Below are 11,840 nucleotides of genomic sequence, written 5' to 3'. Positions count from 1 at the left end.
CCCGTGGAGGGCGGCCGGGGGCACGGCGGAACAGGATGCCGTTCGACGTGCCCCTGACAAGCCCCGAGAGACGCTGACGGGAGTCTCCTGGCGTCAGATACCGCTAGCAAGGGCGCCTTTCAGCCGCCTCTCGCCCGCCGCGATCTCGAACGGCAGGGTGTTGCCCGGTGGGGGGAAGGGGCACACGAAGTGGTCCGCGAAGGCGCACGGCGGGAGCTGGACCCGGCTGAGGTCCACGGTGACGGAGCCGTCGGCGGCGGGGATTCCGGGCTTGAGGAACCGGAAGCGGTAGCTGGAACGACCCCCGGTGGCATCGCCGATGACCGCCCGGAGACTGCCGTCCTCCTCGTCCACCGCGACCCGCAGCGCGTGCCGGGCGCCCGCGAAGGAGAAGCTCAGCTCACCGCCCAGCCCGAGCCCGCGCGTCCGTCCGTCGACGTTCTCGACCTGGACCGTCCGGTCCTCGCCGTACGGGGAGAAGTGTCCCGGCACCGCGTACGCCGGGTCGTACGGGGTGGCCTCGATCCCGGTGAAGGCCGCGCGTCCCGGCGCGGCCGGGTCGAACACGCGGACCGCCCAGTCCCCTTCGCGCCGGATCACGACGAGCCGTACCTCCCCGGCGGCGAGCCGGGCGTGCGAGGGCGGGGCCTCGTCGGCGGCCAGGACGGCGGAGCCGGCGAAGGGCTCGCCGTCCAGGGTGATCCCGTCCTCGGGCCCCGCGGTCAGGGTCACGCCTCCGGCGGCGGCCCGCCAGCGCCCCGGAACGGCCGGAATTCGACCTTCCGGGTAATCGGCGAGCCAGAAGGTGCCGGTCAGTGCGAGCGGCCCGTAGGGGGCGGACACGGTGTCCACCCGATGCTCGTGCCACCGCTTCCAGGCGGTGATCGGATCTTCTGCGTCAGCGCTCATGCCGCTCAACCCTTCCACACCGGCCGGGCCGGAAACCGAAAGGCCCGCCAATGGCCACGAACGCACGCATACACCAACGCACTGGACCCCCACCCGGCAGGCGGGAGGGGGTCCAGCGATGAAGCGGTGAAGCGGTGAAGCGGGGTGCGTGCGGCTTAGTAGACGCTCACGCCCCAGCGGGCCATCGCTTCCTTGACGGGCTGGAAGTAGGTGGTACCGCCCGCAGTGCAGTTGCCGCTGCCGCCGGAGGTGAGGCCGACCGCACGGGTGCCCGAATAGAGCGGGCCGCCGCTGTCGCCGGGCTCGGCGCAGACGTTGGTCTTGATCAGACCCTTGACGGTCTCACCGCTGCTGTAGTGCACCGTCCAGTTCAGGCCGGTCACCTTGCCACCGTGCGTGCCGGTGGTGTTGCCGCGGCGCTTCACGCTCAGGCCCACCGTGGCGTTGATGGCGGTCTTGATGTCCTGGCTACCGACACTGCCCGAGTGCTTGAGGGCCTTGTTGTCGTAGCGGATGAGACCGTAGTCGTTGCCCGGGAAGCTGGCACCGACGTTCCCGCCGATCTTCGTGGTCCGCGACGAGTTGGTGTACCAGGTGCCGGCACCCTTGACGCAGTGACCCGCGGTCAGGGCGTAGTACGTGGTGCCCTTGCGCACGTTGAAGCCGAGGGAGCAGCGCCACGAGGTGGTCCAGATGCCGTCCCCACCGCTGGTCAGCATCGAGGTCTTGCCGTGGGTCCGCTCGACGCGCACGGCCGAGTTCCCCCCGACCTCCTTCTTGATCTTCTCTATGTTCGCGTCCGAGACGGTGGAGTCCGCCTGGACCACGATGGCCCCCGTCTCGGGGTCCTGACCCCACGCGGTGCCGGGGACGTCGGCCCGCAGGAGCGAGGCGTCCACGGCGGCGAAGAGGTCGGCGTTGACGCTGCCGCCGTTCGGGTCCTCTGCCGCCGCCGCGGGACCCGCGAGGGTGGCCACGGCGGTCAGACCGACGGCCGCGGCGAAGAGCCGGGAACGGAAGATGCGCTTGATCGTCACTTATTGTCCTCCCGAAGGAAATCGAAGCCCGGGGCAGGTGCGGTGCCCGAGCTTGTGTAGTCATCAGGAACCGCCGTCGGCAGATCGCCGTTCGCCGTGCCCCTGACAAACCCCGTAAATGCTATCGAAGGTTTTCCGGCACCAGGCACGTGAGGCAAGGGCCACTTCAAGCCACTGTCCGCTCCGCGTTGACCATCGCAGCCGAGACGCTCCCTCGTCGCAGCCCAGGCCGTGCGCACACCCCTCACGCACCGATTCCCGGAACGGCTGGAAATCGCCCCAACCTATCGATGGCCGGAAGCGTCGGGCCGAACCCGCGCCAACCCGAAACCAAGCCGGAACCAATCCGCAGCCAAGCCGGGGCCGAAGCGGAGCCCGAACGTCCTCAGCAGCCGTCGCAGGGACAGCAGCAGCAGTCCCCGCACCCGCAGTCACCGCAGCAGTCACAGCCGTCGCAGCAGTCGCCGGCATCGCACCACGGGTCCTTCTTCTCCCGGGACCACGGACCCTCGTGCTCGGTGCAGCACATCTGGCACGTGCAGAACAGCCCGATGGCCACCGCACAGCCCGGCAGCAGGTCTCGGCGCGGCTTGCGCGGGGGCGCCGGCGGCGGGCCGAAGTCCACCGGGGGCGGGCCGAAGGAGCCCTCGGGCCCGGCACCCGTCGCCGTGTGGGAGCAGCCGGCCGTCCCGAAGGCCCGGTCCACCGAGGTGCGCAGCTCGTGCACGAGCAGCCGGTGGGCGAGTCCCGCGTCGGCGAACTCCACCTCCCGCAGCGCCAGCCGGATGCCCCGCAGCGCGTCGTCGCACAGCCTGCGCGCCTCGGCACGCGGGGTCCCGGTGGCGGTCAGCGGGTTCCAGGCGCCCGCCGCCGCGTCCGCGGCCTGGTCCTCGACGGCGTCCAGCAGGTGCGCGAGCCGCCCGAAGTAGCGTCCCGCCTCGCCGAGCGCGGGGGCGTTGCCTGGCCGACCGGCGAGGGTCGCGGTATGGGCGAAGGCGGCGGCCGTCGCGGTCTCGGTCGGCTCGGTCACCACGAGCACCGGCGTGCCGGCTCCGGCCAGGGTCTCGATGCCCGCCTGCCGGTCCACGGCGTCGACGAGCACGGCCGTGTCGAAGCCGAGCGAGGCCCCGGTACGGGCACCCGCCCGGTCCCAGCCCCGGGCCACCCGGCGCGCCGCGAGGGCGATCGGGGCGCGGGCCAACAGGCCGTCGCGGTCGGCCACGTGGTCGCGCACCTTCGCGGAGGCCAGGACCAGCGAGACGGCGGCGGCGAGCCGCGCACCCTCGCCGTTGGCCACGGCCGCGGTGCGCATCCCGCGCAGTGGACAGGGACCGGCGGTGCGCCGGGAGCCCGGGGCGGGACCGGACTGAGCCTCCGTCAGAACGGAGACGAGCAGCCCGTCGTAGTTGGTCACGATCCTCGCGAACTGGCCGTGGTCCCCCCGAAGTGCCAGGCACAGCCCGCAGAGATGGGCCATCCACTCCGTCTTGAACCGCTCCCCGAGCCGATGCGTGCAGGGTCTGACGATGCCGAACAAAACGATTCCCCCGTGTGTCATACGCGTGCCGACGGGCATGGTAGCGAGACCGGCCGTCACCCGTACGCCCCCGTCCCTCACCCGTACGGCTGCACTGGTCGTATTTTCACTCAGTCAGCAGCGGTACCCGCCGGGATCCTTGACGGTGCAACGGATGTTCTGCACCAGTACCGTCACGAAACCCCTGCGCGGCGACTATCCACTTGGCGCGTTGTCAGCATCATGGACGACGATAGGGACGCGGAAGACAAGACAGAACTGACCGCGATGAAAGGAGGCGTCCATGGGTTCGGTGCGCAAGGCGAGTGCCTGGCTGGGTCTCGTAGAGGACAGCGACGACGAGCGTTACTACGACGACGACTACGCGGAGGCCCCGCAGGGGGGTTCGGTGGTCGGCCCCGGCGAGCAGTGGGTCACGGACCCGCGCGTCAAGGTGGCGTCGGAGTCCGCCGTCGAGCAGGGCCGCCGCATCGCGACGGTCACCCCGGACGGCTTCCGCGACGCCCGCGGCATCGGCGAGCTGTTCCGCGACGGTGTCCCGGTCATCGTGAACCTGTCCTCGATGGACCCGGGCGACGCGAAGCGCGTGGTCGACTTCGCGGCCGGTCTGACCTTCGGTCTGCGCGGTTCGATCGAGCGGGTGGCGACCAGGGTCTTCCTGCTGACCCCGGCCGACACCCAGATCGTGAGCGGCGAGTCCGGCGGCCGCTCGCGCGACTTCTTCAACCAGAGCTGAGCAAGGCCTCACCGGCCGCCCGCGGTTCCTTCCGGCCCTCCCGGCGATCCTGTGGCCGCACCCGGCCTAGCGGAAGGCGTCGAGCCCGGTGAGCGCCTTGCCCAGCACGAGCTGGTGCATCTCGACGGTGCCCTCGTAGGTGAGGACCGATTCGAGGTTGGTGGCGTGCCGCATGACGGGGTATTCGAGGGAGATCCCGTTGGCACCGAGGATCGTCCGCGCGGTGCGACAGATCTCGATGGCCTCGCGGACGTTGTTGAGCTTGCCGAAACTGATCTGCTCCGGCCGCAGGGTCCCGGCGTCCATCCGCCGCCCCAGGTGGTGGGCGAGCAGGATCCCCTTGTGGAGCTCCAGCGCCATGTCCGCGAGCTTGGCCTGCGTGAGCTGGAAGCCGCCGATGGGCCTGCCGAACTGCTCGCGCGTCTTCGCGTAGTCCAGCGCCGACTCGAAGCTGGCGCGCGCCGCACCCATGGATCCCCAGACGATCCCGTACCGCGCGTGGCTGAGACAGCCGAGCGGCCCCTTGAGTCCGGTGACGCCCGGAAGCACCGCGTCGGCGGGCAGCCGTACGTCGTCCATGACCAGCTCGCTGGTCACCGACGCGCGCAGGGACCACTTGTGCTTGATCTCCGGGGCGGAGAAGCCGGCGCTGTCCGTGGGGACGGCGAACCCGCGGATCCCCTCCTCGGTCTGCGCCCAGACGACGGCCACGGCGGCCACCGAGCCGTTGGTGATCCACATCTTGCGGCCGTTCAGCACCCAGTCCGAGCCGTCCCGCTTGGCGTGCGTGCGCATCGCGCCGGGGTCCGACCCGACGTCCGGCTCGGTCAGCCCGAAGCAGCCGATGAGCTCGCCCGCGGCCATGCCGGGCAGCCACCGCTGCTTCTGCTCCTCGGAGCCGTACTTCCAGATCGCGTACATCGCGAGCGAGCCCTGTACGGAGACCAGCGAGCGGATCCCCGAGTCCGCGGCCTCCAGTTCCAGGCAGGCGAGCCCGTACTGGACGGCGCTCGCGCCCGCGCAGCCGTATCCCTGGAGCGACATCCCGAGGGCGCCGAGGGCGCCGAGCTCCTTGGCGATCTCCCGGATCCCGGGCAGCTCGCCGTTCTCGTACCACTCGGCGATGTTCGGCAGGACCCGGTCGGCGGCCCAGCCGCGGACGGTGTCCCGGATCGCGAGGTCCTCGGGCGTGAGGAGTTCGTCGAGCCCGAGCGGGTCGGTGGGAACGAAGGACACTGCGCCTCCTGGCAGACCGGGATCACAAAACCTAGCGCCGCAAGTTTGTCGGTCCGCCGGTCCGCGGTCCACCCGCTTCCGGTGTGACCCCGGTCCCGGTCCTGGGGGCAGACTGCGGACATGCTCGATACTTCCGCGCGGCTGCTGCGCCTGTTGTCCCTGTTGCAGGCCCACCGGGAATGGACCGGGGCCGACCTGGCCGGCCGGCTCGGCGTGACGGCGCGGACCGTGCGCCGCGACGTGGACCGGCTGCGGGAGCTCGGTTACCCCGTGAACGCGAGTCCGGGCACCGGCGGCGGCTACCAGCTGGGGGCCGGGGCCGAGATGCCTCCCCTGCTCCTCGACGACGACGAGGCCGTCGCGGTGGCCGTGGGGCTGCGGACCGCCGCCGGGAACGGCGTGGAGGGCATCGGCGAGGCATCCGTACGGGCGTTGGCGAAGCTGGAGCAGGTGCTGCCGTCCCGGCTGCGCGCCCGGGTGTCCGCGCTCAACCGGTTCACCGTGCCCATGTTCCGCGGGGCGGGCGCCTCCACCGTCGACTCCTCCGTGCTGACCGAGCTGGCCGGCGTCTGCCGTGACGCCGAGCGGCTGCGCTTCGGCTACCGGGACCACGGGGGGACCGTCACCCGCAGGACCGTCGAGCCGCACCGGCTGGTGTGCAGCGAGCGCCGCTGGTACCTCGTCGCCTGGGATCTGGACCGGGAGGACTGGCGGACCTTCCGGGTGGACCGGATCGAGCCCAGGCCCCCGCACGGACCGCGCTTCACCCCGCGCCCACCGCCCGCCGAGGACCTCGCCGCGTACGTCTCCCGGGGCATCTCCCAGCGGGTGTACGCGGCCCGCGCGGTCGTCCGGCTGCGGGTGTCCGAGGAGGAGGCGGCGCGGATCGTCGGGCCGGCCGACGGGACCCTGGAGCCGCTCGACGAGCAGAGCTGCATCCTGCGCACCGGGGCGGTCAACCTCGATGTCCTCGTGATTCACATCATGATGATCGGGTGTGAGTTCGAGGTCGTCGAGCCGGCCGAGCTGACGGACCGGATCCGGGCCGCGCGAGATCGGCTCGGCAGGTCACTGGAACCGCGTGAAGCGGCCGGAGAAGTGAAGGATTTGTGAGGAAGCGGAGGGTGCCGGGAGTGCGCCCGGAGTGCACTCCGCCCACAATTCCGTGAAGTTCCGGGGGAATTCGAAACAGAATTCCCCCCGGGCGTGTCGCGGGACGGGAAATAAAAGGTCCAGACGAACTCCGCCGTGGAGGACTGTCGACAATCCGTGACACAAGCGTGACCCGGTATGGAGGAACGTCCGGGCGCGCCGCTGACGTTCCGGGCCTTTCGCGGCGGGCCCGGCTGCGAAAGGCCCGCGGCCGTCCCGGACGCAGCACGGCGGGCCCCGGTCGTCGACCGGGGCCCGCCGTGGATGCGCGAGCGGAGGGGGTGCGTACCGTCCGGCTCAGCCGCCGGTGGCCGGGCGGGGCGCCGCGCCGCGCGCCGGGGCGCGCTCCGCATGGGCCGGGCGGCGGCTGCCGGCCGGGGCGCCCGGGGTCCGCTCGGAACGGATCAGGTGCGGGCGGCCGGAGAGGTGGGCGGCGGGCCGGGCGGCCGGCTGGTGCCCCGCGGTCTGCACGGATGCGGAAGCGGAAGCGGAAGCAGGGGCGGGAGCCGGCGCCGATGCCGGAACCGGAACCTGTGCGGCCTCGGCGGTCCCCGGCTGCCGCAGCACGACCACGGGCTGTGCGGGCTGCGCCGGCTGACGCTCGGACGGCTCCGCGGCGGCCCGCTCCAGCTGCCACTTGCCGCCGGCCGAGAGCAGCGGGACCAGCAGCCCGGTGAGGCCCTCGGGCACCTGCCCGGCCTCCACGAGGCTGCGCAGCCGTGCGCGCAGGTCGAAGACGTAGGCCTCGGCCATGGCGATGGCCGGCTCGAACCACGGCAGCGCCAGCAGCACGAGCAGACCGGCGAGCCAGCCGAGCAGCACGTCGCTGACCCAGTGGGTGCCGAGGTAGACGGTGGTGGCGCCGACGCTCAGGGAGACCACGGCGGAGACCAGGGAGAGCACCCGCCGGGTGACCACCGTGGAGGCCAGGTAGGCCAGGATTCCCCAGGTCACCACGGCGTTGGCGGTGTGGCCCGAAGGAAATATATCGCCGCCCGCGAAGAGCTCGGCCGAGCCGATCTCGGTGGCGTAGTGCGGGCCGAGCCGGCCCAGTCCGAGCTTGACGGCGCCCACGGTGATGTTGAGCAGCAGCAGCGCCACGCCGAGGGTGATCAGCGGGCGGAGGGTGTGCTGCCGCCAGGACCGCCAGCCGAGCCAGGCCGCGACCATGACCGCGGTGGGGCCGCGCTGTCCGAGGACGACGAGGTAGTCGAGGAAGGCGTGCAGCTGCGGCCACTGCTCGTACGGCCGGAAGAACATGATCTGCCAGTCGAGGCGGACGAGCCAGGAAGTGGTCAGGACCGCGATCACGATCGCCAGGTAGATGCCGAGGGTCGCTCCGAGGAGCACGACGCGGTGCCGGCTCATCCGCGGTGTTTGCAGATGAGCCGGTCGCTCTGGTTCCCGGTCCAGCCGGGCGAACACCCGCTCCAGTCTGGGCAGGATTTGGTCGGTACGCACTCAATCGACGTTACCGCGCGCCGATGGGCACCCCGGTCGAATCACGGGCTTTGTGATGACCATGTGATGTGGAGTTGGTCTCACGCGGGACTTAATTCCCGGTATTCATCCTTTGGTTGGAGCAGGGAAGGTCCCTTCCTCCGATCTTTTCCTCGCATACTTAGGCCGCCTTTATCGCTCCCGGTCAATTGTTTTGCCCAAAGATGGAGCGGAACGCTCCATTCCGTGATCTCGGGCCGCCGGACCCTCCCGCCACGGCCTACGGCGGCCCCGAGCCGTTGAGCCAGAAGGCCCCGTACACGGCCGAGGCCGCGGCCACCGCGCCCAGGACGGCGGCCGCCCGGCCCGTCCGCCACCGGGCCAGCGCCACCGCCGGCGGGAACACCAGCGGGAAGGCCGGCAGCAGCAGCCGCGGCTTGGAGCCGAAGTACCCGGAGGCGCACAGGGCGAGCGCCACCACGATCCCGGCGTACACGAGCAGCGGGACCGGCAGGCGCCGCCGCACGCAGAGCGCGTACAGCCACAGCACCAGCGCGACCCCGGCGATCAGCCCGATCCCGGCGGCGAAGGCCGGGGAGGCCAGCCGCGCCCCGATGAACCGGGCGAACGCCAGGCCGCCGTCGAAGCCGTTGCCCCAGCCGCCCTGTACGTCGAGGTACCCGGTCAGGCCGCCCCCGGTGTACGCGCCCACCCACAGCACGTACGCCGCCGCGCCCAGCGGCGCCAGCAGCGCCCCCGCCACCGGCCGCCAGGAGCGCTCCCCGCCCCGCAGGGCCAGGGCGGCGGCCACCCACACCGCCGCGACCACGGCGGCGCCGACCGGGCGGGTCAGTCCCGCCCCGGCCGCGAGCAGGCCGGCGGTGAGCCAGTGCCCGCGCAGGACCCCGTAGATGCTCCAGGCGGCCAGCGCGGTGAACAGCGATTCGCTGTACGCCATCGACTGCACGATCCCGACGGGCAGCGCGGCCCAGACCGCGACCGCGAACACCCCGGCCCGGCGGCCGTGGACGAGCTCGGCGACCGCGAAGATCCCCCAGGCCGCGGCGAGCCCGGCGAGCGCCGACACCACCAGGCCGGCGGATCCGTGGCCGAGCCCGGTGACGGCCGAGACCAGCCGCTCCAGCCAGGGCAGCAGCGGGAAGAAGGCCAGGTTGGAGTGGACGTCGCCGTTCGGGAGCGCCACCTCGTACCCGTACCCCTCGGCGGCGATGCGGGCGTACCAGAGGGAGTCCCAGCGGGCCGAGAGCAGCGTGTGCGCGCTGCTGCCGGCCGCCGCCCCCCACACCGCGAGCACGGTCAGCCCGAGCAGCCGCACCGCCACGAACACGGTCAGAGCGGGCGCGGCCCGGCGAAATCCAAGATCCTTCACGGGCATGATTATCGAGGTCCGGGGCAGTCGCGCCCGGGCAGGAAGGGCCGAGGTGGAACGAGTGGCGCACACCACAGCGCAGCCGGCGGCGGGATGAGAGCTTGACCACGTGTCGGACAGCCGAACTCGCGTACGCTGACTCTTCACTCGCGTGTCGACGCCGGACCCCGTAGGACGCCACCCTCCCCATCCGTGGCCCCGAAAGACGCTGGTCCGCCGAGTGCGAGGGATCACCTGGGAGGTACATGCATGTCGGGGACGAACGTGACCGGCGACAGGAACCCTTCCCCCTGGCAGCGACTGCGGCGACTCGGCGCGGGCTCCGGCGGGGCCAACCGCTGGGCCGTCCTCGCGGTCCTCTGCGTGAGCCTGGTGCTCGTCGCGCTCGACGCGACGATCCTGCACGTCGCCGTTCCCTCCGTCACCGAAGACCTGCGTCCCGGCCCGATGGAACTCCTCTGGATCGTCGACGCCTACCCGCTGGTCTGCGCGGCCCTCCTCATCCTCTTCGGCACCCTCGGTGACCGCGTCGGCCGCCGCCGCATCCTGCTCCTCGGCTACGGGCTCTTCGGCGCGGCCTCGGCCCTGGCCGCCCTCGCCGACAACGCCCAGGTCCTGATCGCCGCCCGCGCCCTGCTGGGCGTCGGCGGCGCGATGATCATGCCGGCCACCCTGTCGATCCTGCGCCAGGTCTTCCCCGACCGGCGCGAGCGGGCCCTGGCCATCGGCATCTGGACGGCCGTGGCCGCCGTCGGCGCCGCCAGCGGCCCCGTCCTCGGCGGCTTCCTGGTCCAGCACTTCTGGTGGGGCTCGGTCTTCCTCATCAACATCCCGCTCATGATCATGATCCTGCCGCTGGGCCGGTGGCTGCTGCCCGAGTCCAAGGGCTCCTCCGACGGCCCCTGGGACGTGCTCGGCGCGCTCATGGCCGCGGGCGGTGTGCTCGGCGCGGTCCTCGGGGTCAAGCGGCTCGGTGCGGAGCGCCAGCTCGTCGACCCGCAGGCACTGGTCCCCCTCCTGATCGGGGCGGCGCTGCTGGTGCTCTTCGTCCGGCGCCAGAAGCGCCGCGCGCACCCGCTGATCGACATGCGGATGTTCTCCCGGCCGGCCTTCACCACCTCCGTGGGCTGCATCGTGCTGGCCATGCTGGCGCTGGTCGGCCTGGAGCTGATCGCCGTCCAGTACCTCCAGCTCGTGCTGCACCTGAGCCCGCTGGAGACCGGGCTGCGCCTGCTGCCGCTCACCTTCGCCGCGATGGCGGCGGGCGCGACCGGCTCGTACACGCTGGCCCGGACCGGGCCGCGCAGGATGGTCTCGCTGGGCTTCGTCCTGACGGCGTTCGCGGTGCTCCTCCTGACCCTCATGGGACAGCACGACCGCCCGGTCCTCCTCACCGTGGGCTTCATCCTCCTCGGCTTCGGCCTGCAGACCACCCTGTTCGCGGCCTACGAGTCCATGCTGAGCGAGGCTCCGGCCGCGACGGCCGGTGGCGCCGCCTCCATCGGGGAGACCTCCTACCAGCTCGGTGCGGGCATGGGCATCGCCCTGCTCGGCAGCGTGATGAACGCGGCCTACGCACCCGGCCTGGCATCGGTCCCCGGGGTGTCGCAGGCCGACTCGGCCGGAGCCTCGCACTCGCTGGGCGAGGCCTACCAGATCGCGGCGCGGCTCGGCGGCCCGGCGGGCGAGTCCCTCTTCTCGGCCGCCCGCCACTCCTTCGTCCACGGTCTGCACGTGACGCTGGTCGTCAGCGCGGCCCTGCTGCTGGCGGGCGCGGCGATGGCCCTGAAGCTCCCCCGCACGATGGAATGCGCGGACGCCGAGGCGGCCCCCGTCCGCCTCCCGGCACAGCCGGGCCCGGCACCCACGGGCGCCCGCATCCCGGCCCAGCCCTCCCCCGACCACGACCCGGCGATCGGCCACCCGGCCTGACCCCTCCGCACGGCGGGCCGATGCGGGCGGAGTCCCCCGGGCTCTGCCCGGACCCGGTCCTCAAACGCCGGACGGGCTGAAAAGATCGCCTCAAACGCCGGCGGGGCTGGATATGTCCAGCCCCGCCGGCGTTTGAGGCGCGGGGTCCGGGGCGGAGCCCCAGGGGGTCCGGGGCGCACCCCCGGGGAACGGGCGAAGGGCGGGTAGGGGACTCCGCCCCGCAGGGCCGAACCACCCGCACCCACCCACCACCTACACCCGCGATCCCCGCACCGAGCCGGGACCAACGGACGGCTGCACCGGGGACGGCGCCCCCGACGCCCCCGGAGGCAGCACGCCCGGCGCAGCCGGGGCCACAGCGCCCCCGGGCGGCAGCGCCCCCGGCGCGGCGGGAGCCGCAACGCCCCCGGGCGGCGCCGCCGGAGATGCCTGCGGAGCAGTCGGCGCCGGCGCCGGCGGATCCGACCGCAC

9 protein-coding genes are annotated in these 11,840 nt (G+C 72.5%); 3 read left to right on the top strand and 6 right to left on the bottom strand.

The genetic code is table 11. From position 1 onward, the window contains the following. Positions 1-93: 93 nt before the first annotated feature. The 3 genes from OG898_RS22955 to OG898_RS22945 all read right to left on the bottom strand — a co-directional run bounded on the left by OG898_RS22955 (position 94) and on the right by OG898_RS22945 (position 3,483). Positions 94-909, bottom strand: coding sequence for a DUF1684 domain-containing protein (locus OG898_RS22955; RefSeq protein WP_266958968.1), 816 nt, complete (start codon positions 907-909; stop codon positions 94-96). A gap of 155 nt (positions 910-1,064) precedes the next feature. After that, complete coding sequence (locus OG898_RS22950; protein ID WP_250740264.1) at positions 1,065-1,946, bottom strand: S1 family peptidase; 882 nt, start codon at positions 1,944-1,946, stop codon at positions 1,065-1,067. A gap of 385 nt (positions 1,947-2,331) precedes the next feature. Next, positions 2,332-3,483 carry a DUF5685 family protein gene (locus OG898_RS22945; RefSeq protein WP_266958965.1) on the bottom strand — a complete coding sequence of 384 codons (1,152 nt, stop codon included), beginning with the start codon at positions 3,481-3,483 and terminating at the stop codon, positions 2,332-2,334. A 283-nt stretch (positions 3,484-3,766) separates the two neighbouring features. Between OG898_RS22945 and OG898_RS22940 the strand changes: the two genes are divergently transcribed. Next, positions 3,767-4,219, top strand: a complete 453-nt coding sequence (locus OG898_RS22940) for a cell division protein SepF (RefSeq protein ID WP_214947996.1) — start codon at positions 3,767-3,769, stop codon at positions 4,217-4,219. A 66-nt stretch (positions 4,220-4,285) separates the two neighbouring features. Here the strand turns inward: OG898_RS22940 and OG898_RS22935 are convergent, their stop codons facing one another. Further along, positions 4,286-5,455: an acyl-CoA dehydrogenase family protein gene (locus OG898_RS22935; RefSeq protein ID WP_250740262.1), complete on the bottom strand. Its 1,170-nt coding sequence runs from the start codon at positions 5,453-5,455 to the stop codon at positions 4,286-4,288. 120 nt (positions 5,456-5,575) lie between these two features. Between OG898_RS22935 and OG898_RS22930 the strand changes: the two genes are divergently transcribed. Further along, positions 5,576-6,568: a YafY family protein gene (locus OG898_RS22930; protein ID WP_250740261.1), complete on the top strand. Its 993-nt coding sequence runs from the start codon at positions 5,576-5,578 to the stop codon at positions 6,566-6,568. Between the two features lie 336 nt (positions 6,569-6,904). Here the strand turns inward: OG898_RS22930 and OG898_RS22925 are convergent, their stop codons facing one another. After that, positions 6,905-8,068 carry a phosphatase PAP2 family protein gene (locus OG898_RS22925; protein ID WP_250740260.1) on the bottom strand — a complete coding sequence of 388 codons (1,164 nt, stop codon included), beginning with the start codon at positions 8,066-8,068 and terminating at the stop codon, positions 6,905-6,907. 259 nt (positions 8,069-8,327) lie between these two features. Next, positions 8,328-9,443: a hypothetical protein gene (locus tag OG898_RS22920; protein WP_250740259.1), complete on the bottom strand. Its 1,116-nt coding sequence runs from the start codon at positions 9,441-9,443 to the stop codon at positions 8,328-8,330. A gap of 243 nt (positions 9,444-9,686) precedes the next feature. Between OG898_RS22920 and OG898_RS22915 the strand changes: the two genes are divergently transcribed. After that, complete coding sequence (locus tag OG898_RS22915; RefSeq protein ID WP_250740258.1) at positions 9,687-11,369, top strand: MFS transporter; 1,683 nt, start codon at positions 9,687-9,689, stop codon at positions 11,367-11,369. Positions 11,370-11,840: the final 471 nt, after the last annotated feature.

The organism is Streptomyces sp. NBC_00193 (genome assembly GCF_026342735.1).
Lineage (GTDB): Bacteria > Actinomycetota > Actinomycetes > Streptomycetales > Streptomycetaceae > Streptomyces > Streptomyces stoeckheimensis.
Note: the sequence above shows the minus strand (reverse complement) of the source record. Positions and strands in the feature narration are given on the sequence as shown.

Coding starts and splice junctions, on each gene's coding strand:
- OG898_RS22955 (WP_266958968.1), bottom strand. CDS start 909: ATGAGCGCTGACGCAGAAGATCCGATCACCGCCTGGAAGCGGTGGCAC.
- OG898_RS22940 (WP_214947996.1), top strand. CDS start 3,767: ATGGGTTCGGTGCGCAAGGCGAGTGCCTGGCTGGGTCTCGTAGAGGAC.
- OG898_RS22930 (WP_250740261.1), top strand. CDS start 5,576: ATGCTCGATACTTCCGCGCGGCTGCTGCGCCTGTTGTCCCTGTTGCAG.
- OG898_RS22920 (WP_250740259.1), bottom strand. CDS start 9,443: ATGCCCGTGAAGGATCTTGGATTTCGCCGGGCCGCGCCCGCTCTGACC.
- OG898_RS22915 (WP_250740258.1), top strand. CDS start 9,687: ATGTCGGGGACGAACGTGACCGGCGACAGGAACCCTTCCCCCTGGCAG.